General features: G+C 66.7%; 23 protein-coding genes. 21 read left to right on the top strand and 2 right to left on the bottom strand.

Going from position 1 to position 24,570, the window contains the following annotated elements:
* Positions 1–48: 48 nt before the first annotated feature.
* From iolD to ABD154_RS14585, 13 genes are all read left to right on the top strand, one after another.
* Complete coding sequence (gene iolD / locus ABD154_RS14645; RefSeq protein WP_211978003.1) at positions 49–1,980, top strand: 3D-(3,5/4)-trihydroxycyclohexane-1,2-dione acylhydrolase (decyclizing); 1,932 nt, start codon at positions 49–51, stop codon at positions 1,978–1,980.
* The gene (locus tag ABD154_RS14640) at positions 1,968–2,756 is read left to right on the top strand and encodes an HpcH/HpaI aldolase family protein (RefSeq protein ID WP_140955521.1); all 789 of its coding nucleotides are present in this window, start codon (positions 1,968–1,970) and stop codon (positions 2,754–2,756) included. The genes iolD and ABD154_RS14640 overlap by 13 nt, the downstream gene beginning before the upstream one ends.
* A gap of 52 nt (positions 2,757–2,808) precedes the next feature.
* The gene (locus ABD154_RS14635; protein ID WP_211979314.1) at positions 2,809–4,059 is read left to right on the top strand and encodes a Gfo/Idh/MocA family protein; all 1,251 of its coding nucleotides are present in this window, start codon (positions 2,809–2,811) and stop codon (positions 4,057–4,059) included.
* Entirely contained in the window at positions 4,052–5,020 is a 969-nt protein-coding gene (locus ABD154_RS14630) for an NAD(P)-dependent oxidoreductase (RefSeq protein WP_211978002.1), read from the top strand. Before ABD154_RS14635 ends, ABD154_RS14630 begins: the two co-directional genes overlap by 8 nt.
* Entirely contained in the window at positions 5,017–5,904 is an 888-nt protein-coding gene (locus ABD154_RS14625; protein WP_344251519.1) for a TIM barrel protein, read from the top strand. The genes ABD154_RS14630 and ABD154_RS14625 overlap by 4 nt, the downstream gene beginning before the upstream one ends.
* Positions 5,901–6,935, top strand: a complete 1,035-nt coding sequence (locus ABD154_RS14620; protein ID WP_211978001.1) for a Gfo/Idh/MocA family protein — start codon at positions 5,901–5,903, stop codon at positions 6,933–6,935. Before ABD154_RS14625 ends, ABD154_RS14620 begins: the two co-directional genes overlap by 4 nt.
* A gap of 63 nt (positions 6,936–6,998) precedes the next feature.
* Positions 6,999–8,012: an inositol 2-dehydrogenase gene (gene iolG, locus ABD154_RS14615; protein WP_211978000.1), complete on the top strand. Its 1,014-nt coding sequence runs from the start codon at positions 6,999–7,001 to the stop codon at positions 8,010–8,012.
* A 68-nt stretch (positions 8,013–8,080) separates the two neighbouring features.
* Positions 8,081–9,547 (top strand): sugar porter family MFS transporter, encoded by a 1,467-nt coding sequence (locus ABD154_RS14610; RefSeq protein ID WP_211977999.1) that lies wholly within the window; start codon positions 8,081–8,083, stop codon positions 9,545–9,547.
* Entirely contained in the window at positions 9,544–10,386 is an 843-nt protein-coding gene (locus ABD154_RS14605) for a sugar phosphate isomerase/epimerase family protein (RefSeq protein ID WP_344251518.1), read from the top strand. Before ABD154_RS14610 ends, ABD154_RS14605 begins: the two co-directional genes overlap by 4 nt.
* Before the next feature lie 159 nt (positions 10,387–10,545).
* The gene (locus tag ABD154_RS14600) at positions 10,546–11,535 is read left to right on the top strand and encodes a squalene cyclase (protein WP_211977997.1); all 990 of its coding nucleotides are present in this window, start codon (positions 10,546–10,548) and stop codon (positions 11,533–11,535) included.
* A 134-nt stretch (positions 11,536–11,669) separates the two neighbouring features.
* On the top strand, positions 11,670–12,395 hold the full coding sequence (locus tag ABD154_RS14595) for an SDR family NAD(P)-dependent oxidoreductase (protein WP_211977996.1): 726 nt from the start codon (positions 11,670–11,672) through the stop codon (positions 12,393–12,395).
* A 19-nt stretch (positions 12,396–12,414) separates the two neighbouring features.
* A complete protein-coding gene (locus ABD154_RS14590) occupies positions 12,415–14,157 on the top strand; it encodes an FAD-dependent monooxygenase (protein ID WP_211977995.1) in 1,743 nt (580 codons plus the stop codon).
* A 43-nt stretch (positions 14,158–14,200) separates the two neighbouring features.
* Entirely contained in the window at positions 14,201–14,779 is a 579-nt protein-coding gene (locus tag ABD154_RS14585) for a DoxX family protein (protein WP_344251517.1), read from the top strand.
* 90 nt (positions 14,780–14,869) lie between these two features.
* Here the strand turns inward: ABD154_RS14585 and ABD154_RS14580 are convergent, their stop codons facing one another.
* Together ABD154_RS14580 and ABD154_RS14575 are read right to left on the bottom strand one after the other, a co-directional pair.
* Positions 14,870–15,550: a GntR family transcriptional regulator gene (locus tag ABD154_RS14580; RefSeq protein WP_140955532.1), complete on the bottom strand. Its 681-nt coding sequence runs from the start codon at positions 15,548–15,550 to the stop codon at positions 14,870–14,872.
* Between the two features lie 72 nt (positions 15,551–15,622).
* Positions 15,623–16,171, bottom strand: a complete 549-nt coding sequence (locus ABD154_RS14575) for a hypothetical protein (RefSeq protein WP_211977993.1) — start codon at positions 16,169–16,171, stop codon at positions 15,623–15,625.
* Between the two features lie 214 nt (positions 16,172–16,385).
* Between ABD154_RS14575 and ABD154_RS14570 the strand changes: the two genes are divergently transcribed.
* From ABD154_RS14570 to ABD154_RS14535, 8 genes are all read left to right on the top strand, one after another.
* Entirely contained in the window at positions 16,386–17,135 is a 750-nt protein-coding gene (locus ABD154_RS14570; RefSeq protein ID WP_211977992.1) for a sirohydrochlorin chelatase, read from the top strand.
* Positions 17,136–17,290: 155 nt separating this feature from the next.
* A complete protein-coding gene (locus ABD154_RS14565; protein WP_344251516.1) occupies positions 17,291–19,006 on the top strand; it encodes a nitrite/sulfite reductase in 1,716 nt (571 codons plus the stop codon).
* Positions 19,003–19,728: a phosphoadenylyl-sulfate reductase gene (locus ABD154_RS14560; RefSeq protein ID WP_344251515.1), complete on the top strand. Its 726-nt coding sequence runs from the start codon at positions 19,003–19,005 to the stop codon at positions 19,726–19,728. The genes ABD154_RS14565 and ABD154_RS14560 overlap by 4 nt, the downstream gene beginning before the upstream one ends.
* The gene (cysD, locus tag ABD154_RS14555; RefSeq protein WP_344251514.1) at positions 19,725–20,633 is read left to right on the top strand and encodes a sulfate adenylyltransferase subunit CysD; all 909 of its coding nucleotides are present in this window, start codon (positions 19,725–19,727) and stop codon (positions 20,631–20,633) included. The genes ABD154_RS14560 and cysD overlap by 4 nt, the downstream gene beginning before the upstream one ends.
* Entirely contained in the window at positions 20,633–21,964 is a 1,332-nt protein-coding gene (locus tag ABD154_RS14550) for a sulfate adenylyltransferase subunit 1 (protein WP_344251513.1), read from the top strand. The genes cysD and ABD154_RS14550 overlap by 1 nt, the downstream gene beginning before the upstream one ends.
* A complete protein-coding gene (gene cobA / locus ABD154_RS14545) occupies positions 21,961–22,770 on the top strand; it encodes a uroporphyrinogen-III C-methyltransferase (RefSeq protein ID WP_344251512.1) in 810 nt (269 codons plus the stop codon). The genes ABD154_RS14550 and cobA overlap by 4 nt, the downstream gene beginning before the upstream one ends.
* Positions 22,767–23,093 carry a ferredoxin gene (gene fdxA, locus ABD154_RS14540; RefSeq protein WP_137825468.1) on the top strand — a complete coding sequence of 109 codons (327 nt, stop codon included), beginning with the start codon at positions 22,767–22,769 and terminating at the stop codon, positions 23,091–23,093. Before cobA ends, fdxA begins: the two co-directional genes overlap by 4 nt.
* 28 nt (positions 23,094–23,121) lie before the next feature.
* Complete coding sequence (locus ABD154_RS14535; RefSeq protein ID WP_344251511.1) at positions 23,122–24,522, top strand: FAD-dependent oxidoreductase; 1,401 nt, start codon at positions 23,122–23,124, stop codon at positions 24,520–24,522.
* Positions 24,523–24,570 lie beyond the last annotated feature (48 nt).

The raw sequence follows: 24,570 nt of genomic DNA, 5'->3' as shown, positions 1-24,570 counted from the left end.
GAATCCATGCCGATCACCCAGCACCATTCGAGTCAACAGGGAGCACCAATGAAGAACGAACCGACAGTGCGACTGACCGTTGCTCAGGCCGTCGTCCGCTACCTCATCAATCAGCATTCTGTGCTCGATGAGCATCGACAGCGCTTCATTCCCGCGGCCGCCGGAATCTTCGGACACGGCAATGTCGCCGGATTCAGTCAGGCATTCGCCCAGTACGCCGACGACATGCCGTTCATCCAGGGACGCAACGAGCAGGCGCTCGGCCACGCCGGCACTGCCCTCGCGAAAGCCAGCAGTCGCCTTCAGACATTGGCGGTCACTGCCTCAATCGGCCCGGGCGCTATGAATCTTGTGACAGCCGCCGCGACCGCGACAGTCAATCGACTGCCGCTGCTTCTGCTCCCCGGAGACACCTACGCCACCAGACGACAGGGGCCCGTGCTTCAGGAGCTCGAGAACCCGCAGGATCCCAGCTTGAGCGTCAACGACGCGTTTCGGCCGGTGTCGACATTCTTCGACCGCATCACACGTCCCGAACAGCTCGTCACCGCATTGCCCAAGGCATTCCGTGTGCTCGCCAACCCTGTCGAGACCGGCGCTGTCGTTCTCTCATTGCCTCAGGACGTCCAATCCCACGCCTTCGACTACCCGTTGGAGATGTTCTCTCCCCGGGATTGGGAGATCCGACGCACCATCCCTCAGCCGACTGACATCGCAGAAGTCGCAGGACTCGTCGCCTCCTCGACCAAGCCGCTCATCATCGCTGGGGGAGGGGTTCTCTACTCGCAGGCGCAGACAGCTCTGGCCCGATTCTCCGACGCGACGGGAATCCCTGTTGCGGAGACGTTCGGCGGCAAGGGAGCCGTGCAGAGGGCGGCACCGTGGGCGCTCGGCGGGATCGGACTGGAGGGGAACCCTGCAACGAATCGGCTCGTCGCACAGTCCGATCTCATTATCAGCGTGGGCACTCGGCTGACTGACTTCGCAACGGGATCGCAGACGATTTTCGCGAACCCCGAAGTGCGCTTCGCGTCGATCAACATCGCAGAACTCGACGCGATCAAGCAGGGTGCTGCCGCCGTCGTGGCAGATGCCCGCCTCGGCATCGATGCGCTCGCAGAATCCCTAGGCGGCTATCGGGTCAGCGGATCGTGGGCAGACGAGATCGCTGCACACAAGGATCGGTGGGCTCCGATCCGCCAGGCCGCCCTCGACCCCGACACGCAGTTCGACAAGGATGCAGCTGAGCACGCCCACCCCAACATTCCCGACACGGACGCCGTAATCACCCAGGGCCAGCTAATCGGTCTTCTTCAGGACCACGCCCGTCCCGGAGACACCATCATCGCCGCAGCCGGAGGTCCGCCCGGTGACCTCCTCAAAGTCTGGGACGCCACGGATGATCGCCGTTGTCACCTGGAATTCGGATTCTCCTGCATGGGATACGAGATCCCAGCCGGCATCGGTGTCCGCCTCGCTGATCCGCAGAGTACCGGGCGGGTCACGGTCTTCATCGGCGACGGCACGTTCCTCATGAACCCCACGGAGATCCTCACGGCTGCCCAGGAACGCCTCGACATCACCTACGTGATCTCCGAAAACCACGGATTCCAGGTGATCAGGCGCCTGCAGATGATGAAGTTCGGCGAGCAGTTCGGCAACGACTTCCGATACCGCAACGATGAGGACCGCAGACTGTCCGGAGATTACCTACGCATCGACCTGCGGGAGATCGCCGAGGGTCTCGGCGCTCAGACCTACAGAGTCGAGACCTCAGATGAGGTGCGCGATGTCCTCGAACGGACCCGTTCGGCACGCGGTCCTGTCGCCATCGTCGTTCCGACGATTCCCCTGGTTGATCTGCCCGGGTCGGAAGTGTTCTGGGACGTCGCTCCCGCCGAAGTCGCCGAACAGGCAGGAGTGCATGAACTCCGAGCCGACTACGAACAGGGATTGGAGAAGCAGCGATGGCACGTGTGAGCACGTTCCGGACACCACTCGATCAGGGAGCACTCGCCGGCCGCATCCGCAAGGGGGAGACGACTCTGGGATCCTTTGCAGGCTTGGGATCGGCTATGGCCGTGGAAGTGCTGGCGGCGTCAGGGCTCGACTGGGTGCTCATCGATCTCGAGCACGGGGGCGGAGACGAACGATCTGTCGGCGATGCCGTGAGCACGGCAGGAGCCTACGGCACTCCAGTGCTGGTTCGTGTTGAGACGCCTGACCGAATCAGGATCGGTCGGGTCCTCGATGCCGGAGCCGCAGGTGTCATGCTTCCCCGAGTCGACTCTGCCGAGGAGGTCGAAGCGATCATCCCGCACCTGCACTATCCGCCCACAGGAGATAGGGGAGTGGCCACGTACAACCGGTCGGTCCGTTGGGGAATGGACCGAGAAGCGTTGTCGGCGGCGAACGGCGATGTCCTCACCATCGTCCAAATCGAAACCGTCGGGGCACTCGCCGATGTCGACGCGATCGCCGCGCATCCGGACGTCGACGTGGTCTTCGTCGGTCCGCTCGATCTCTCCTACGCCCTGGGAGTTCCCTTGGACTTCGACGCACCCGAGTTCCAGGAGGCGCTGTCGGCCGTCGTGACCGCCGCGCGACGACATGGCACTGCCGCAGGAATCCTCTGCGCCGATGCCGACGCGGCTGCCATGCGAGCAGATCAGGGATTCAGCTTCCTGCCGGTGGGCTCGGATTCCACTCTCCTGGCCGCCGCAGCTCAGAACCTCGTCTCAGTGTTGAGACCCTGAGCCGCACCTACGTCAACCTCACTCTGCTACCTAAGGAACTGCCTTGAGCACCATGTACACTCCACAGCACGAAATCGGCGTCGGACTCATCAGCGTCGGCTGGATGGGTCAGCTCCACAGCCGCGCCTACTCCAGTCTTTCGGTCGTCTACCCCGAACTCGGCATCAGGCCGCGCCTCGTCATCGCCGCCGACACAAACCGGGACCGCGCCGACTACGCCGTCGATGTGCTCGGCTATGAGTCCGCCACAACGGATTATCACGAGGTCCTGGAACATCCCGACGTCGACGTTGTCTCCGTCTGTGCACCGAACTTCCTACACGAGGAGATCGGCACAGCTGTCGCCAGAGCAGGCAAGTCCCTGTGGATCGAGAAGCCGGTGGGTCGGTCCGCCGAAGAGACGGAAACGGTGGCGCAGGCCGCAGACGATGCGGGCATCGTCACCGCCGTCGGCTTCAATTATCGCAATGCTCCTGCCATCGAATATGCCCGTCGGATCATCGCCGAAGGTCAGCTCGGTCGGATCATCAATGTACGGGGAGCATTCTTCGCCGACTACTCTTCTGAACCCAACGGCGCACTGTCATGGCGTTTCGTGCGCAGACTCGCCGGTTCGGGCGTGCTCGGCGACCTGCTCGGTCACTTGACCGATCTCGCTCACTACGTCGTCGGTCCCATCGACCGAGTCACAGGGGTGTCGAACACCGCCTACGCCGAACGGCCCAAACTCGAAATGGGCAGCGGCACGCATTTCTCCGTCGTCGAAGGTGGGGAGATGGCCCCCGTGGAGAACGAGGATTACGCGGGACTGCTCGTGCAGTTCGGCCCCGATGCCCAGGGCGCAGGAGCCGTCGGCACTCTCGAAGCGTCACGCGTGAGCGTCGGACCTCGTGCTGAGTACTCTTTCGAGGTCTACGGGACCGAGGGTTCTCTGCGGTGGAACTTCGAGAGGATGAACGAGCTCGAACTGGCTCTGGGATATCGCGGACCCCATGTCGGCTTCACGCGGATCATGGCCGGCCCGGAATTCGGAGACTTCTCGAAATTTCAGCCCGGGGCCGGCACCTCGATGGGCTACGACGATCTCAAGGTCATCGAGGCGAAGAAGTTTCTGCTTGCCCATATCGGAGCAGATTCCGCACATGCCGACGTCCATGACGCGTTGGCGGCCAATAGGGTCGTCTACGCAGGTGAGCAAGCTATCGCCGACGAGAACTGGCAGTCTGTCGAGCAGGTCGAAGGTACCTCGGCGGCCGTGAAGCAGGGATGGGCAACTTCGGAGACGGCGGTGACCCATGACTGAGACGATGACCGTCGTCGGCCTGGGGCCGGTCCCGAGCGATGTTGTCGCACCCGTGCTCGGACCGGGAGTGCGATTCGTTCCGACCCCCGACGATGCCGAACTCCGGCGAGCTGCAGGAGCCATCGTCCGGGCCGCAGTCAGGGTGGGGCCAGCCGAACTCGATGACATGCCCGAACTCAGAGTCATCGCCCGCACCGGGGTCGGGGTCGACGACATCGATATCGCTGCCGCCAGTCACAGGGGCATCCCGGTAGCCGTGACGCCGGGTGTGAACTCCACCGCCGTCGCTGAGGGAGCGCTCGCCCACATCCTCCATCTGGTGAAGTCGCTCGGGCAGCTGACCGACCTTGTGCGCTCCGACCAATGGTCGGCCCGCACGGAGGTGCCCGTCGGTGATCTCGATGGGGCGAGCCTGGGTCTTGTCGGCTTCGGGAATATCGGGAAGCGCGTGAAGGCACTCGCCGAGGCTTTCGGAATGACCGTGAGCATCTACGATCCGATCGCCGAGGTTCCTTCCGCCAATCGTGTGGACACGTTCGAGGAGATCGTTCGGGGCTCCGATGTCATCTCCCTGCATGTGCCATTGACCGAGAGCACTCGGCACATGGTCAATGCCCGAATGATCGAACAGATGAAGCCGGGCACGATTCTCGTCAACACCAGCCGCGGCGGACTCGTGGACGAAGACGCGGCGCTGGAGGGTCTCGAATCGGGGAGACTCGCCGGAGTCGGCTTGGACTCGTTCGACCCGGAGCCGCCCCGACCGCATCCCCTCTACCAGCATCCCCGAACGGTGCTCACCCCACATGTCATGGGGTTGACGACAAAATCGAGTCGCGCGACCTTCGTCGCTGCGGCACAGGCAGTGAGGAACGTGCTCGAGGGTGGACGTCCAACTGCAGTGGTCAACGCCGCCGACCTCAGCTTCGGCGGTCCCCTCACACAGAACGGAGTCCGATGATGGCCGATGTCAGGATTGCAGCTGCCCCGATCTCCTGGGGAGTCTGCGAGGTCCCCGGGTGGGGCTATCAACTCGCGCCCGACAGGGTGCTCACGGAGATGCAGGAGCTCGGATTCGACGCCACTGAGTTCGGGCCGGAGGGCTTCCTGCCAGTCGATCCCGAGACCAGAGCAGAGCTCCTGAATCGTCATTCCATGCGTTCGGTCGGAGGCTTCGTCCCGGCAGTCATCCACGACCCGGAGGTTGATCCTCTCCCGCAGATCGAAGCGGAACTGCGTTCGTTCGTCGCTGCCGGAGCGGATACCCTCGTCCTCGCGGCGGCCACCGGAATCGACGGCTACGATCACGTCAGGCCGCCCCTTGATGACGACGGGTGGCAGACCCTGTGCGCAAACATCGACAGAATCGTCTCGCGAGCGGCCGCAGATGGCGTCAGGGTTGCACTTCATCCTCACGTAGGGACGATGGTGGAGACTGCGGACGATGTCGATCACGTCCTCAACGGCAGCGCCGTCGACATCTGCTTCGACACCGGACACATGTTCATTGGGGGCATCGACCCGCTGGCCTTCGTCAAGGACCATCCCGAACGGATCTCCCACGTTCACCTCAAGGACGTCTCGCTCTCCCACGCCCGACAGGTGCGCGCCGGGGACTCGACATACTACGACGCGGTCGTCGGTGGAATGTACAGGCCGCTGGGCCAAGGAGATATCGACATTCGTGCGATCGTGACCACTCTGGTCAAAGCCGGCTTCGACGGGTGGTTCACTCTCGAACAGGACACCGTCGTCGTTGCCGACCCAGAAGCGGGCGACGGGCCGATGACGCAGGCGCGGGAGAGCCTTGACTATCTTCGATCGATCGTGAGGGAAGTCCGATGAGCATGCGCATCGGGGTCGTCGGACTCGGTCGGATCGGACAGCTCCACGCGCGCAACGTCGTCCTGGAAGCCCCCGACGCTGAGCTGGTGCTCATCGGCCGCAGCGTGGACCGGCTCGACGCAACGCGGAAGTCGCTCACCGTCTCGCTCTCGGCTGAAAGCGAGGTCGAAGCGGAACCGAAGATCTCCATGCGGACGCTGTCAGACGCGTGGGCCGATGGTCTTGACGGAGTGATCATCTCGACCTCGACCGGTACGCATCCGGACCTGACTCGGTATGCCGTCGAGCATGGCGTACCCTGCCTCGTCGAGAAGCCTCTGAGTCTCGACCTGGCTGAGATCCCCCAGCTGTCTGAACAGCTCGAGTCGCACGGAGTGCCGATCATGGTCGCGTTCCACCGGCGATACGACGAGGGTCATCAGAGGCTGCGGCAGCGCATCCGCAGCGGCTCCATGGGCCCGATCCGCCTGATTCACGCCGTAAACCATGACCACCGACACGTTGATCCCGACTACATCCCGCATTCAGGGGGCATATGGCGTGACCTCCTCATCCATGACTTCGACACCATTCCCTGGCTTCTCGACGACCGGCCTGTGTCCGTCTACGCCACCGGGGGCGTCCTCGATGCCGAGGTCTACTCAGATTGCGACGATTTCGACACCGCATCGGCGGTGATCACGTTCGCCTCAGGAAGCCAGGCGCTTGTCAGCGGCGGGCGCAATGTGGCGTCAGGACAGGACGTCGCCACATCGGTCTACGGCAGCGACGCGGCGTTCTCCGCTGGTGTCGATGACCATACACCGGTTGAACCTCTCGAATCCGGCACAGCACCCGCGGTGACCACGTACGAAGACTTCATGGATCGCTTCGCGGCGACATTCCGTGGTGAGATCAGGCACTTCCTCGCCATGGTGCGAGGGGAAACGGACTCGCTCACTCCGCCATCGGCGGGAATCGTCGCCGCTCGACTGGCCATGGCGGCAGAGGAGTCCGCGCGCACGGGACGACCGACCCGAATCGAGTGGTGACGAATCCACTGTGCCTCCCTCTCCGTCCATGCAACCCTTTTCCACCACAAGGAGAACCCACCAATGTCCAGCGAACAGCTTCGCTTCGGCCTGATCGGAACCGGACGCATCGGCAAGGTCCACGCCGCCAGCATCGCAGCACTGCCGGAAACCGTCCTGACCTGGGTCGTCGACCCCCACCTCGCAGGTGCCGAGCGGATCGCCGCCGAGCACGGGGCCTCCGCCTCGGCGGAGCCCCGCCGGGCGTTCGATTCAGGCGAAATCGACGCCGTGATCGTCGCCTCCCCCACTTCGACTCATGCCGGCCTCATCGCCGAGGCCATCAAGGCGAAGATCCCCATCCTGTGTGAGAAGCCCATCGATCTCGACATCGAGCGAGTCGACGAGTTGGCTCCGATGGTCGAGGAATCCGACGTCCCCTTCGCCGTGGGCTTCAACCGGCGATTCGATCGCAGCTTCGCCGCCGCAAGGGAGCGCCTTCTGGCCGGTGACGTCGGCGACCTCGAACAGCTCATGATCATCAGTCGTGACCCGGCCCCACCGACGATCGAGAACCTTCGGACGACCGGAGGAATGTTTCGCGATCAGACCATCCACGACTTCGACATGGCGCGGTTCTTCGCGCCCGACATCGTCGAGGTGTTCGCCACCGGGTCTCAGATGTTCGACGAAGGAGCAGCCGAGCTCAGCGACTTCGACACCGCTACGGTGCTCATGCGCACGGCTGGGGGCGCCCAGATCACGATTGCGAACTCGCGGCACAGCGCGATCGGCTACGACCAGCGCATCGAGGTCTTCGGCGGCCGGGGAATGCTCGAAGTCGGCAACGCCGGAACGAGCCTCCTCAGGTACTCGAACTCCTCGGCGGTACAGGCGGGAGCCCCGTTCCAACACTTCTTCCTCGAACGCTATGCCGAGGCCTACGTCGACGAGCTTCGCGAGTTCTGCAAGCTGGTTCGTGGAGAAGCCTCGAGATGTTCGACGTTCGCCGACGGCCGGGAGGCGCTCGTCCTCGCCAATGCCGCAGAACTTTCAGCGAGGGAAGGACGTGCAGTCAAGATCGACCGCGGCGCCTGAGCGCCGACCCGGGTCAGCGCTCAGGCGCAACCCGCAGTGCAAAGAAGCACCCAGCATAGGAGACCACCATGGTTGCCAACTCAGTAATATCGAACGACTCGGCGCTGCCGACAATGCCCAAGACCGGTCCTCACCGGAAGCGGATCGGTCTGATTTCGATCATCGCGTGTTTCGGAGGATTGCTCTTCGGTTATGACACCGGTGTCATCAACGGTGCTCTCCGCCCGATGTCCCAGGAACTGGGTCTGACAGCGGTCAGCGAGGGAGTGGTGACGAGCTCCCTCGTCTTCGCTGCCGCTGTCGGCGCGGTGTCGTGCGGAAAGATCTGTGACATGATCGGGCGCCGGCGGACTATCCTCATGCTGTCGGGTCTGTTCTTCTTCGGAACACTTGTCGTTGTCTTCGCGCCGAACCTGGAGGTGCTCGTCGCCGGGCGAATCATGCTCGGTCTGGCAGTCGGCGGTGCGTCGATCGTGGTTCCCGTCTACCTCTCCGAACTTGCACCCTACGAGATCCGTGGCTCGATCAGCGGACGCAACGAAGTCGCGATTGTCTCCGGCCAGCTGGCAGCCTTCGTCGTCAACGCCATCATCGGCAATGTTTGGGGACACATCGACGGCATCTGGCGCGTGATGTTCGCCGTCTGCGCGCTGCCGGCGATCTGCCTGTTCATCGGAATGCTGCGGATGCCGGAGTCGCCGCGATGGCTTGTCGAACACGACCGACACGAAGAGGCGTTGGCTGTGCTGCGAACCGTGCGTACCGAAGAGCGTGCCGTCGCGGAACTCGGTGCTGTGGAGCAGGTTGCCGAAGCCACCACCGGTGACCAACGAGTCGGTTACCGGAAATTCGTCTTCAACAAGTGGCTGATCAGGATCGTTCTCGTCGGCATCGGTGTCGCCGTGTGCCAGCAGCTGACCGGCATCAACTCGATCATGTACTACGGACAGATCGTCCTCATCGAGTCCGGTTTCGCGGCGAATGCGGCCCTCATCGCGAACATCGCCCCCGGAGTCGTGGCAGTGATCGGAGGATTCGTCGCGCTGTACATGATGGACCGAGTCGACCGCCGCACGACCTTCCTCATCGGACTCACGCTCACGACGACCTTCCATCTGCTCATCGGACTGTGCTCGATGTACATGTCTGAAGACAACCCCCTCCGTGCTTGGGTGATCCTCGCCCTCATCGTCGGCTTCGTCGCTTCGATGCAGACTTTCCTGAACGTTGCGGTCTGGGTATGGCTGGCCGAGGTGTTCCCTCTGCCCATGAGAGGCGTCGGCATCGGCATCTCGCAGCTCTTCGGGTGGGGGATGAACGGGGTTATCGCTCTGGTCTTTCCCTCTATGGTCGCTGCGATCGGCATTTCAGGAGTGTTCTTCGTGTTCGCCGGGGTCGGTGTCATTGCCCTGATCTTCGTCGCCACCCAGGTTCCCGAAACACGGGGCATCTCATTGGAGACGATGGAAGAGGGGATCGAGTCGGGAATGGCCTATGACTTCCGGGGTTGGAAGAAGCTGAGAGACGAGTCATGACCGAACCTGCGTTGATCGCCTCGTGTTGGACCAGCGCCGGAGACACTGCACCGCTGCGCGCATCCGAACTGAGCCCATACGATGCCCAGACGCGTGTCCGTGAGGTGTCGGCATCTGGATGGGCGGGCCTGGGCTTCGTTCTCGACGATCTGCGCCGTGTGCGGGCTTCCATCGGCTACGACCGTTTGGCTGACGACATCAGATCGTCGGAGCTGACGCACGTCGAAGTCGAGTTGTGCTCCGGATGGTGGACCGACGATGGGGCTTGGCGGCGGGACTGGGATGATCTGCTCGACGCTGCGCAGTCTCTCGGTGCGTCGTTCATCAAAATCGCGACCGCGATAGCACCGCAGGTCGATGACCTCGAACCGTTCGTCAAGCCCCTCCGGCGTCTGGCGATCGAAGCCGAAGCGCACGGAACACGCGTGGCATTGGAGCCCTTCCCGTTCGGAATGATCGCAACGGTCCCGCAGGGTGCTCAGCTCATCGATCAAGTCGCGCACCCGGCCGCTGGTCTCATCATCGATTTCTGGCATGTGTTCCGTGCGGGAACGTCGTTTGCCGAGTTGTCTGAGAGTGTGAACGCTGACGTTGTGTTCGGTGTCGAACTCTGCGACGCAGACGCCGAGGTGGTCGGCACACTCTTCGAAGACACCCGGGACAACCGCAGACTCATCGGGGAGGGGGTGCAGGACGTGGCCGGCTTTGTCGAGACGATGCGTGCCATCGGCTTCGCTGGCCCGTGGGGAGTGGAGATCCTCTCAGCGGAGCATCGACAGCGACCCTTGCGCGAAGGGCTGGAACTGGCACGGACCACGACACTGTCAGCTTTCCGATGACCCGGACACCGGCCGACCTCGCTGAGTGGCCGGGGATGCTCGCCGCCGATGTCGCGCGCACAGACCCGTGACGTCAGGGGCGACCGGGACTAGGCTGGTGGCCGTGAGCGGAACTCGCGTCATGAGTGGGCTCCGAGCCGACTGTGGAGGAGATCGACGATGATCGACACACGTATGAGGGACTGGCTGCTCGACTCCGATCCGGCGCTGCGCTGGCAGGTCGAGCGCGACCTCCTCGGGGCCGACGAGGACACCTGGCAGGCCACCCGGGCCACGGTCGCCACCGAGGGGTTCGGGCGCGACCTGCTCGCGCGGCAGGACCCCGACGGCCAGTGGGCCGGGGGTCCGTTCTTCCCCGCCGACTTCAGCTGGGAGGGTGAGCAGCCGTGGACGGCGACGACGTGGGCGCTCAAGGACCTGCGCGAATGGGGCATCGACGCCGAGGTGCTCGCCGGGACCGCGGAGAAGCTCGCGCCCGTGCGGTGGGAGTTCAAGGACCTGCCCTACTGGGGTGGGGAGGTCGACGTGTGCATCAATGCGTGGACCCTGTCGAACGGCCTGTGGCTCGGCGCCGACGTCGACGGGATCGCCCAGTGGTTCCTCGACCACCAGCTCGACGACGGCGGCTGGAACTGCGAATGGGTCGAAGGCTCGACCCGGTCGTCCTTCCACTCGACCCTCAACGCCCTCGGCGCTCTTCTCGACTATCAGCAGCGCACCGGCGACGGCGCTCGGGTCGCGCTGGCGCGTGCCGCGGGGGAGGAGTATCTGCTGACGCGGGGGCTCTATCGGCGCCTGAGCACCGGCGAGCCATTCTCGATGAACGCGTTCAGTTTCGCGCACCCCAGGCGCTGGCACTACAGCATCCTCGCCGCCGCGGACTACTTCCGCGACGCCGCGCTCACCGACGGGAGGCGGCCGGATCCGCGTCTGGCCGACGCGATCGAACGCATCCGGGATCAGCGCCAGGCCGACGGCGCATGGCTGATGGGACACCGGCTGGCCGGCGACGTCTGGTTCCACGTCGACGTCCCCGCGGGCGAACCGTCGAAGTGGGTGACCCTCCAGGCCCTGCGCGTCCTCGACTGGTGGGACGCCGCGAACCCTCCGGGATCCGCTGACACTGCGGACGCCGCGACTCCCTCCTGAGTCGGGCAGCGATCCCCTGCCGAACCCACGCCGCCTCCACCTCTCATGAGAATATTCGAAAAAATCTTGAGGCTTCGAAAGTTCTCGTGTAGAACTGATGTCACGCGACAACGCAGTCGACTCAGGAGGGCATCATGCCGGAGAGCACCACCAATGAGCACATCGTCGTCATCGGCGGCACCCGCGGCCTCGGACTCGAGATCGCCCGCGCCGCCGTGGCCCGCGGGGACCGGGTCACGGTGACCGGCCGGGACCCGCAGCGCAACGCGGAACGCGCGGCCGAACTCGGGGAGAACGCGAGCCACGGTGTCTGCGACCTCACCGACTGGGCGTCGCTCCAGGCCTTCTTCGACTCCGTCGACGGGCCGATCGACCACCTCGTCCTCGTCGCCCTCGACCGCGACAACAACGACATCAGGGACTTCCGCCCCGACGACAGCGCCCACACCTCGCTGATGAAGAACGTCGGCTATGCGACGAGCGTCCACTACGCGCTGCCGAAGCTCGCCGCCGACGGATCCGTCCTCATGTTCAGCGGCCTGTCGATGTGGCGGCCGTTCCCGGGTTCGACGACGATCTCCATGGCCAACGCCGGCGTCGTCGGCCTCGCCACCTCCCTGGCCGTGCAGATCGCACCGGTGCGCGTCAACGTCATCACCCCCGGGGTCGTCGGCGGCACGGACGCCGTCGACAACGCGGACCCCGTGCGCGCCGAAGCCTATGAGGCCGCGCGCCAGCGCACCCCCGGCAAGCGCCTGCCCACCCCGGACAACATCGTCGACGCGTCCTTCGCGCTCATGGACAACCGCGGCATCAACGCCGCCAACCTCGTCGTCGACTCCGCGATGCACACGATCTGAGCGGCAGGAGACGACCACCATGCGAATCGAGACCACCGACGTCCTCGTCGTCGGCGCCGGCCCTGCCGGACTCAGCGCCGCTGCGTGCCTGGCCAGGGACGGCATCGACGCCATCACCGTGAGCAAGTTCCCGAGCACCGCGCACACCCCGCGGGCCCACATCACCAATCAGCGGGCGATGGAGATCTTCCGCGACCTCGGCATCGAGGACGAGGTGCTCGCCGCCTCCCTCCCCGGCGACGGCATGGGCACGAACGTCTTCGCCACGAGCGTCGCCGGCCGCGAGCTCGCCCGGATGGACGCATGGGGGAGCGGACCGGCACGTCGCGCCGACTATGCCAACGCCAGCCCGAGCTCGATGTGCAACATCGGCCAGCACGACCTCGAGCCGATCCTGCGCCGGCGTGCCGAGGACCTCGGCGGCGACCTGCGGTTCTCCACCGAACTCGTCGCGATCAGCCAGACCGCCGACCACGTCGAGGCCGAGATGCTCGATCGTGCGACCGGTGAGCACTACCTCGTGCGGGCACAGTACGTCGTCGCCGCCGACGGCGGTCGCAGCCTCATCGCCGAGGAGCTCGGCTTCCCCTTCGACGGGGAGACCGGTCTCGGCTCGGCGATCAACATCTGGATCGAAGCCGACCTCGAGAAGTATCGCGCACACCGCCCCGGAGCGCTCTTCTTCACGATCCAGCCCGGCCGCGACTTCTGGCTCGGGGCCGGCACCTTCGTCACCGTGCGGCCGTGGACCGAATGGGTGCTCATCGTCGTCTACGACCCCGAAACGGAGACGATCGACACGAGCGAGGACGGACTGCAGGAGCGCATCGGCAAGGTCATCGGCGATCCCAGCGTCGACGTGCGGATCAAAGGGGTGAGCGAATGGCAGATGAACCACCTCGTCGCATCGACCTACCGCCAAGGGCGCGTCTTCCTCGCCGGGGACGCCGCCCACCGGCACCCGCCGGCCAACGGCCTCGGAAGCAACACCTCGGTGCAGGACGGGTACAACATCGCCTGGAAGCTCGCGCACGTCGTCACCGGCCTCGCCGGACCGGACCTGCTCGACACGTATGACGCCGAACGCCGGCCCGTCGGGCGCCAGGTCGTCGACCGGGCCCTGGCCAGTGTGCAGGCCTTCGGGCAGGTGCCCTCGGCCTTCGGCTGCCGGATCGGGCAGACCGATGCCGAAGGGCAGGCCGCGCTCGACGAGTTCTTCAGCGACACCCCGGCCGGGGCGGCGAGCCGCAGTCACCTCGACGATGTGCTCGCGCAGAACGAGTACCACTTCAACGCCCACGGTGTGGAGCTCGGTCAGCGCTACGTGTCGACGGCGGCCGTCACCGATGGTGAGCCGATGCCCGCCTACACCCGCGATGCCGAGCTCTACTACCAGCCGACGACGTGGCCGGGTGCCTACCTGCCGCACGTGTGGGTCGTGGCGGACGGGCGGAAGGTCTCGACCCTCGACCTCACCGGCGGCGGGGAGTTCACCCTGCTCACCGGGATCGGCGGCAAGGCATGGGAGGACGCCGCCGAGGCGGTGTCCGCCGAGCTCGGCATCCCGCTGCGCACCCGGTCGATCGGTCGCGGTGAGGACATCGACGACGCCTACGGCGCCTGGGCGAAGGCGCGCGAGGTCGGCGACGGCGGCGCCGTGCTCGTCCGGCCCGACCGCTACATCGGGTGGCGGGCTCCGGACATGGTCGCCGATCCCGAGGCCGCCCTGCGGGAGGCCGCCGCCGCGATCCTCTCCCGCTGACCGCACCACCTGTCCACCAGCAGCTCAACCGTTAGGAGACACCATGAACACAGGACTGCTGCTCTTGCGCGGCGTCGTCGGCGGACTCATCCTCGGGCACGCCTCGCAGAAGGCCTTCGGGCTCTTCGGCGGGGGCGGACCCGAGGGCACCGCCCCGATGTTCGAGAAGTGGGGCTTCGTCCCCGGCAAGTCGATGGTCAAGCTCGCCGCGACCACGGAGTCCGTCGGCTCCGGGATGCTCCTCCTCGGGGCCGGCACGCCGCTCGGTGCGGCGATGGTCAGCGGCACCCTCGCCGTGGCCGCCTCGGTGAATGCGAAGAACGGCCTGTGGGCGATGAAGGGCGGATACGAGCTGCCGCTGCTCTACGCCGCCGGTGCCGGGGTCCTCGGATTCACCGGCCCCGGCGAGTACTCCGTCGACGGTGCGCTCGGGCTGACGAAGAAGTACGGCGTCGCCAGCGGACTCGCCTCCCTCGCCCTCGCCGCGGTGCCGGCGACCGCGTTCATCGTGTGGTCGCAGCGCAATCGCGCCGAGGCGGAGGCCGCGGAGGCCGCAGAGGCACGGGCCGCTGACGGCGAATCCGTCGTCGTCACCGAGACGGAGACCGTCCCCGCGAACTGACGAGCGGGCGCGTCGCGGATCCGGCGACGCGCCCGTTCCTGTGCCCGAAAAGTTTGCGCCTGACACCGTGCACCGAACCAGCAGTGCCTCTCACCCCTGGGTGCGGGGGAGGGGCGATGACAGTCCCTCGGAGAGGATCTCCGCCGTCGTCGCATAGTGCGCGCGCAGCGCCTCGGTCGCGGCGTCGACGTCGCCGGCCAGCGCCGCCTCGAGGATCGCGCGGTGCTCGTCGATGCCGTCGCGCTTCGGCTCCCGCTGCACCGCCCAGCGGCGGTAGAGGGCGGTGGCGTCGCGCAGCGACTCGGTCATCGCGAGCAGTCGGGGGCGCCGGCATCCGGCCAGCAGGGCCGCGTGGAAGGCCGTGTGCGCCTGCTCCCACTCATCGGACATCGTCCGCGGCGCGTCGGGAGCCGTCATCGGTGTGCGCTCGAGGCGGTGATGGGCGGCGACGAGATCGGATTCCCAGTCGACTCCGCCGTGCTCGATCGCCCCGCGCAGAGCGAGGACTTCGAGGTCGATGCGGGTGTCGGTGAGATCGCAGAGATCCTCGGCGGTCAGCGGCATGACGCGGAAGCCGACCATGGGCTCGGCGACGACGAGTCGCTGCTCCGTCAGCCGCGTCAGACACTCCCTGATCGCGCTCACGCTCGCACCGTAGCGCTGCCCGAGATCGGCGAACTTGAGCTTCTGTCCGGGCGCGAAGACGCCGCCGAGGATGTCGGCGCGGATCTGTCCGTGCACCTTGTCGGTGCTCGCCCGTTGACGTGACATGGAGCCACTCTAGCCTATATTCGCAAATGCCGGTGTTGTTCGAACAAACTCCGTGCGCGACCCACTCCCAGCTTAGAAGCTCACGTCGTCCTTGTTGAGTCCCGGGAACAGCACCTCGTACTTCACCATCGCATCCTTGTGGTCGATGAGCTCGACCGTGCCGAAGTACGTCATGTCCTTGACGACGACATCGCAGGGCTCGAAGCCGCTCCACGCCGTGACCTCCATGTCCGTGTCGCATGTGGCCTTCTCGACCTCGAGGTCGAACTTGTTCCTGAAGAGATCGACGAGATCGGCTTCGAGCGAGGCGGCGGGGATCGTGCCGTTGCCGTCGGCGTCGATGTCCATCCCCTCGTCGCTCGCCCATGACTGGGCGCGGGCGGAGTCGGCGAAGGGATCCTCCGACGGTGCCGCCTCCGTCGACGCCTCCTCGGATGACCCCGCCTCGGACGAACTCGGCGCGGTCGACCCCGCCCCAGTCGACTCCGCCGAGGACGGTGCGCCATCGGCGGGCGCGTCCTGATCCCCGCCGGCTCCGCAGCCGGTCAGGCCGAGGCTGAGCGCGAGCATGGACGCGGCGACGACGGCGCGCATCCCGGGGGCGGTGAGCATGGGGGACATCGGGACTCCTCGGGTGGGATGACGGGGTGGGACTGATGCCATTCTCTCCGCGGAACCCCGCGCCCGCGGGCCCGACGATGTGCGCATTCTGCGACATCGGTGTCCGACCCGACGCAACAACCGCACGGCACTGTGCGCCGACGGCACTGTGCGCCGACGACGCCGTGTGACGTCGGCGTTGACCGCGCGAGTCCCCGCTTGGCACGATGAGGCGATGCCCACCCCTGCGCTCGGTCTCATCTCCCACGGCACCTCGTCCCCCGAAGGGCAGGCCGTCATCACCGCGCTCGCCGAGGCGGTCGCCGCCGACGTGCGGCAGCGCGGGATCACTGACACCGTCATCCTCGGGCACGTCGACGTGCAGGCCCCGGATGTCGCCGAGGTGCTCCGCCGTCTGCCCGCCGACCGACCGAGCGTGCTCGTCCCCCTTCTCCTCTCCCCGGGGTATCACGTCCACGTCGACCTCGCCGAGGCGGTCACCGCCGCCGGCGGCCCCGCCCCGGACAGTGCCGGCTCCGCCCCCGAGGCGGTGCGCGACATCCGCGTCGCCGGCACCCTCGGGCCCGACGCGCGGCTCGCGGAACTCCTCGCACAGCGCTTGGGGGCCCTGACCGCCGACGACGAAGTCGTCCTCGTCGCGGCCGGCTCGAGCGACGAGCGCGCCAACGACGCGAGTCGCGCGGTCGGACACCTCCTCGCCGACCGCCTCGGCCGGCCCGTGCAGACGGCGTTCCTCGCCGGTGAACGCGACAATCTCCGCGACATTGTTGAGCAGAAGCGCCACCTCGGTGAGCGCCTCGTCGTCGCCAACCTCCTCCTCGCCCCCGGCTACTTCGACGACCTCGCCGCGCGCCTCGTCGACGGCGTCGGCGGACGCCTCGCCGCCCCCCTGCTGCACGGCACGTCACCAGCGTCGCCGCTGCTCGTCGACATCGTGCGCGAGCGCATGATGGCAGTCCTCTGAGGCTGCGTCAAGCCCGCCCTGCGGAAACGTCTTCCGCTGTCGCGGATCGTCATATGTCGAAACATGACAGGCTTTGGCCATCCTAATTTGTTGAGCAATTCTGTTAGCCTGTAGCGTGACTGACCAAGCAATCGCACCAGCATGGGGAGTTGGCTATGTCCACAGATGTGGAGCAGCGCGGCGCGAAGCCCGCAGGCAAGGCCGCAGCGCGACCGAAGAAGTCCAACGGACAGTGGAAGATCGACGGTCACGAACCGCTCAACAAGAACGAAGTCGACAAGGCCGAGGACAACGGCCTCAACGTCCGCGCGCGGATCGAGGAGATCTACGCCAAGGGCGGGTTCGCCTCGATCGACCCCGATGACCTGCACGGTCGCTTCCGCTGGTGGGGTCTCTACACCCAGCGCAAACCCGGCATCGACGGCGGTCGCACCGCCACCCTCGAACCCCACGAGCTCGAGGACGAGTACTTCATGCTCCGGGTCCGCATCGACGGCGGCAAGCTCACGACCGAGCAGCTGCGGACGATCGCCGACATCTCGAACGACTTCGCCCGCGGGTCGGCCGACCTCACCGACCGGCAGAACATCCAGCTCCACTGGGTGGCCATCGAGGACGTCCCGGAGATCTGGCGTCGCCTCGAAGCAGTCGGTCTGCAGACGACCGAGGCCTGCGGGGACGTCCCGCGCGTCATCCTCGGCTCGCCGGTGGCCGGGATCGCCGCCGACGAGCTCATCGACCCGACCCCGGCGATCGAGGAGATCTCCCGCCGCTACATCGGGGATCCGAGCCTCGCGAACCTGCCGCGCAAGTACAAGACCGCGATCACCGGTCACCCCAGCCAGGACGTCGTCCACGAGATCAACGACTGCTCGTTCGTCGCCGTCGAGCATCCCGACCACGGCATCGGCTACGACCTCTGGGTCGGCGGTGCCCTGTCGACCGTGCCCCGCTTCGCCGAGCGCCTCGGCGCCTGGGTCGCCCCCGACCAGGTCGTCGAGACCTGGCTGGGCGTCACGGAGATCTTCCGCGACTACGGGTACCGCCGGCTGCGGAACAAGGCACGCCTGAAGTTCCTCATGGCCGAATGGGGTCCGGAGAAGTTCCGCGAAGTCCTCGAGACCGAGTACCTCGGCTACGCACTCGCCGACGGTCCCGCCCCGGACAAGCCGCTGACAGCCGGTGACCACGTCGGCGTGCACCGACAGGCCGACGGGAAGTACTACATCGGGGTGAGCCTCATCGCCGGTCGGGCGTCGGGCACCCTGCTCGGGCAGATCGTCGACCTCGCGGAGAAGTACGGCTCGACCCGGCTGCGGACGACCCCGCACCAGAAGATCCTCCTCCTCGACATCGCCGAGGACGACATCGACGACGTCGTCGCCGGTCTCGACGCTCTCGGGCTCTCGAGCCGGAAGGACCTCTTCCGCCGCTCGACGATGGCCTGCACCGGCATCGAGTTCTGCAAGCTCGCGATCGTCGAGACGAAGCAGACCGCCGCCGATGCCGTCGCGCAGCTCGAGGCCCGTCTCGCGGGCATCGAGCTGCCCCACCCGATCAGCCTCCATCTCAACGGCTGCCCGAACTCGTGCGCCCGGATCCAGACCGCCGACATCGGCCTCAAGGGCCAGCTCGTCACCACCGAGGACGGCACCCAGCAGCCCGGCTTCCAGGTCCACGTCGGCGGGGGACTGGCCTCGCAGGACCGCGACGAGGCCGGCCTCGGCCGCACCGTGCGCGGACTCAAGGTCACCGCAGAGAACCTCAGCGACTACGTCGAGAAGCTCGTGCGCCGCTTCCTCGACGGCCGCGGCGAATCCGAGACCTTCTCCGAATGGGCGCACCGCGTCGACGATGAGGAGCTGGTATGAGCACGCGCACCCTCGATGATCTCCGTGCCCTCGCCGAGGCGGGGAACCAGGAGCTCGCTGGTGACCCGGACAATGGGGTGGCCGAAGCCGCTCCCGCCGATGTCATCCGCTGGGTCTCGCGGAACGTCGACACCCGGGCCGCGGCCGTCGCGTGCTCGATGGCCGATGCCGCGCTGCCGCACTTCGTCGCCCAGTACATGCCCGGCGTCGACGTCCTCTTCCTCGACACCGGCTACCACTTCGCCCAGACCTATGAGACCCGCGACGAGGTGGCCCGGACGATGGATGTGCGCATCGTCGACGTCCTCCCCGAGCAGACCGTGGCCGAGCAGGACGCCGAATTCGGGGCCGAGCTCTTCGCCCGCGACCCGGGCCTGTGCTGCGCCCGCCGCAAGGTCGCGCCCCTGAAGAAGTCCCTGTCCGGCTACGAACTCTGGTTCACCGGGGTGCGCCGTGACGAGGCGCCGACGCGGGCGAACACCCCGCTCATCACGTTCGACGAGAAGAACGGCCTCATCAAGGTCAACCCCGTCGCCGCGTGGTCCTTCGACGACCTCCTCGACTACGCCGGCGCCTTCGGCGTGCCGGTCAATCCACTCATGTCCCAGGGCTACCCGTCGATCGGGTGCGAGCCCTGCACGCGTCCCGTCGCCCCGGGGGAGGATCCCCGGGCCGGACGCTGGGCAGGTTTCTCCAAGACAGAATGCGGGCTGCACGTATGAGCATCGACCACCAGGCACCGACGACCCTCGACGTCCTCGAATCCGAGGCCATCCACATCATCCGCGAGGTCGCCGCGGAGTTCGAGAAGCCGGTCCTCCTCTTCTCCGGCGGCAAGGACTCCGTGACCGTCCTCCACCTCGCCCAGAAGGCGTTCTGGCCGGCGAAGATCCCCTTCGGCCTCCTCCACGTCGACACCGGGCACAACTTCCCGGAGATCCTCGACTACCGCGACCGCACGGCCGAGCGCTTCGGCCTCGAGCTCACCGTCGCGAAGGTCCAGGACTACATCGACGACGGGCGCCTGCGCGAACGCCCCGACGGCACCCGCAACACCCTGCAGACCCAGCCGCTCATCGACGCGATCGCCGCCGGCGGCTACGACGCGGTGTTCGGCGGGGCCCGCCGGGACGAGGACAAGGCCCGGGCGAAGGAGCGCATCATCTCCCTGCGCGACGCGTTCGGCCAGTGGGACCCGAGCAACCAGCGGCCCGAGCTGTGGAACCTCTACAACGGCCGTCACGTGCCCGGCGAACACGTCCGCGTGTTCCCGATCTCGAACTTCACCGAACTCGACGTGTGGAACTACATCGCCCGCGAGGGCATCGACCTTCCGCCCCTCTACTACGCCGCCGACCGCGAGGTCTTCCACCGTGACGGCATGTGGTGGGCGACGGGAGAGTTCTCCGTCCCACGCGCGGACGAACCCGTCGTGACCAAGTCCGTGCGCTACCGCACGGTCGGGGACATGAGCTGCACGGGCGCCGTCGAATCCGACGCCGCCGACATCGCCGCCGTCGTCGCCGAGGTGGCCGTGACCACCGTGACCGAACGCGGCGCCACACGCGCCGACGACAGGATCTCCGCCGCCGCCATGGAGGACCGGAAGAAGGACGGATACTTCTGATGACGACCATCGCCCCCACCACCGCGAAGACCCTGCTGCGCTTCGCGACCGCCGGGTCCGTCGACGACGGGAAGTCGACGCTCGTCGGCCGCCTCCTCCACGACGCGAAGGCGATCCTCGCCGACCAGCTCGCGCAGGTCACGGCCACGAGCGCCGAACGCGGCTTCGTCGGCGGCGAATTCGACTTCGCCCTCCTCACCGACGGGCTGCGCGCCGAACGCGAACAGGGGATCACGATCGACGTCGCCTACCGGTACTTCGCGACCGACCGGCGCTCGTTCATCCTCGCCGACTGCCCGGGACACGTCCAGTACACCCGGAACATGGTCACGGGCGCGACGACCGCTGATGCCGTCGTCGTCCTCATCGACGCCCGCAACGGCGCGACCGAGCAGACCCGTCGCCACCTCACCGTCGTCCACCGGCTCGGCATCCGCCACGTCATCGTCGCGATCAACAAGATCGACCTCCTCGACTACGATGCGGACGCCTTCGCCGAGGTGGCCCGTGAGGTCGAGGAGATCACCGACCAGATCGGCCTCGACACCGCGCACCTCATCCCGGTCTCCGCGCTCGCCGGGGACAACGTCGCGATCGCCTCGGCGAACACCCCCTGGTACTCCGGTCCCTCCCTGCTCGAGCTGCTCGAGACCCTGCCGAGCATCGAGGAGGACACCGCCGACCTCGAGCCCTTCCGGCTCGACGTCCAGTCGGTGCTGCGCCCCCAGGGCGGACTGGCCCCGGGACTCGACGCCGAAGCCTACCGCGACTACCGGGCCGTGACCGGGCAGATCACCTCGGGGCGGATCAGCGTCGGCGATGAGATCGACGTCCACCCCGCCGGGATGCGCACCCGCGTCGTCGGCATCGACACCGCCGACGGCTCCCGCGAGACCGCCGGGGCGCCCCTGTCGGTGGCGCTGCGGCTCGCCGACGACATCGACACGGCCCGCGGCAGCGTGCTCGCCGCCGCCGGATCCCTGCCGCCGGCGCGCACGACCCTGCGCGCCGAGGTCTTCCCCTTCAACGCGGCGGGCCTGCGCACCGGTGACCGCGTGCTCGTCAAAGCGGGCACGTCGACGGTCAAGGGGATCGTGACGATCGCCTCCCGGCGCAACCTCACGACGAACGAATCCGAACCCGCCGAGGTGCTCGCCGGCAACGACATCGGCACAGCCACGGTGCGCCTGAGCACTGCGTTGCCGCTGCCGGACTTCCGCGAGCAGGGCCGGGCCGGGGGCTTCCTCGTCATCGACCCGCAGACCGGGGCGACCGTTGCCGCGGGCATCCACACCCCCGCGGAGCAAACCCCGACGGAGGCAGGAGCATGAGGACGACCGACTTCGCTCCCGGCAGCGTCCTCCTCATCGGCGCCGGTCCGGGCACCCTCGACCTCCTCACCGTCCGCGGCCTGCATGCCCTCGAGGCCGCTGATGTCATCGTCGCCGACCGCCTCGGCGCGCGCACCGTCATCGACGAGCTCACCGCGGAGAGGGGAGCACCCCTGGATGCCGAGATCATCGACGTCGGCAAGAACCCGGGACACCACCCGGTGCCGCAGGAGCGGATCAACGAGATCCTCGTCGAGCAGGCCCGGGCCGGTCGTCGCGTCGTCCGTCTCAAGGGCGGCGACCCGTTCGTCTTCGGCCGCGGCGGCGAAGAGCTCGCCCACCTGCACGCGGCGGGCATCGACGCCCGTGTCGTGCCCGGGGTGACGAGCGCGAACTCCGTGCCCGCCGTCGCCGGCATCCCGCTCACCCACCGCCATCTCGCGACCGCGTACACGGTCATCACCGGCCATGATCAGCTCACCGGCCTCGGCGGGGGACGCGACCACACCGTCGTCGTCCTCATGGGCATCGGCACCCTCGCGCACTCGGCGATGGTGCTCGCCGGCGGGGAGCGCGGCGGCGACTGCCCGGTCGCCATCGTCGAAGACGGCTACGGCGCCGGGCAGCGCGTCACCGTCGGCACCCTGGAGACCATCGCCTTCCAAGCCGCCCGGCGCGGAGTCCGCAACCCCGCGGTCGTCGTCGTCGGCGATGTCGTGCGCCTGAGCCCGTACGCCGCCGGGGCCTTCACCGAGGTCAACCCGGCCGACTTCCTCTCCGCCCTGACCATGACAAGGACCCCATGACGTACATCATCGCGCAGCCCTGTGTCGACGTGAAGGACAAGGCCTGCATCGAGGAATGCCCCGTCGACTGCATCTACGAGGGCGAACGCAGCCTCTACATCCAACCCGACGAATGCGTCGACTGCGGCGCCTGCGAACCCGTGTGCCCCGTCGAGGCGATCTACTACGAAGACGACGTCCCCGAGGAATGGGAGTCCTACTACACGGCGAACGTCGAATTCTTCGCCGACATCGGCTCACCCGGAGGTGCGGCCGGCTTCGGACCGAGCAGCTTCGACCATCCCCTCATCGCGGCGCTCCCGCCGCAGGACACCGACGACTGAAACGACAACGAAAGACCTGAGGTGAACCATGACTCGTCCATTCCGTGTGGCCATTGTGGGTGCCGGTCCTGCCGGAATCTATGCGGCTGATCTGCTGACGAAGGCTGAGCGTGATTTCGAGGTCAGCATCGATCTCTTCGAGCGTCTGCCGACGCCGTTCGGGTTGGTCCGGTACGGGGTGGCGCCGGATCATCCGCGGATCAAGGGCATCATCAACGCCCTGATCAAGGTACTCGACAGGGGTGACATCCGGTTGTTCTCGAACGTCGACTACGGCACCGACATCACTCTCGATGAGCTCACGGATCGGTATGATGCGGTGATCTTCTCCACCGGGTGCATCACGGATGCGGCGTTGACGATCCCCGGTGTCGATCTTGAGGGGTCATACGGGGCGGCGGATTTCGTCAACTGGTATGACTCGCATCCGGATGTGGCCCAGGACTGGCCGCTCGACGCTGAACGGGTCGCGGTGATCGGCAATGGCAATGTCGCACTCGATGTCGCTCGCGTGCTGGCGAAGCAGGCCGATGACATGCATGTTACGGAGATCCCCGACCACGTCTACGAGGGTCTGAAGGCCTCACAGGTCACCGACGTCCATGTCTTCGGGCGCAGGGGCCCGGCGCAGGCGAAGTTCACCCCGCTCGAGCTGCGTGAGCTCGGGCATGTGCCGGATGTCGACATCATCGTCTATCCGGAGGACTTCGAGTTCGATGACGGCTCGCTGGAGGCGATCGAATCGTCCAACCAGGTCAAGCAGGTCGCGAAGACTCTGACGGACTTCACGCTGCGTGAACCGGCGGGAGCTGCTCGCCGTCTGCATCTGCACTTCCTCCATGCCCCGGTCGAGATCCTCGGCGAGGGTCGGGTGACTGGTCTGCGGACGGAGCGACAGGAGCTCGATGGGACGGGCAATGTTCGCGGCACCGGGGTGGTGACGGACTGGGAGTTCGATGCCGTCTACCGTGCTGTCGGATATGCGGGTACGGCGTTGCCGCAGCTGCCGTTCGACCCGCGCAAGGGCGTCATCCCCAACCATGAGGGGCGCGTCGTCGACACCTTGGATCAGGCGGAGGCGGCGGGCGCTGATGTGGTGCCCGGCGTGTACGCGACGGGGTGGATCAAGCGCGGCCCGGTGGGTCTGATCGGGCACACGAAGGGTGACGCCCTGGAGACGATCGGCCAAATCCTCGGGGACCGGAATGCCGGAGTGTTGGCGGAGCCGGTGTTCCCCGAGGAGTCGGCGATCGTCGATCTCCTCGAATCCAAGGGTGTGGATTTCGTCGATTGGCAGGGGTACCACCGGGTCGAGGCTGCCGAGAAGGCGGCTGGGGAGGCTGAGGGTCGTGAGCGGGTGAAGATCGCCACCCGTGAGGGCATGCTCGCCGCAGCCCGCGATGAGGCCCGCGCCCAGTCCGTGAGCTGAACACACCCCGGATACCCGAGAACGCGCCAGGGCCGGTCGGAGTCACGA

The sequence above is a fragment of the Brevibacterium sanguinis genome, assembly GCF_039528855.1.
Lineage (GTDB): Bacteria > Actinomycetota > Actinomycetes > Actinomycetales > Brevibacteriaceae > Brevibacterium > Brevibacterium sanguinis.
Note: the sequence above shows the minus strand (reverse complement) of the source record. Positions and strands in the feature narration are given on the sequence as shown.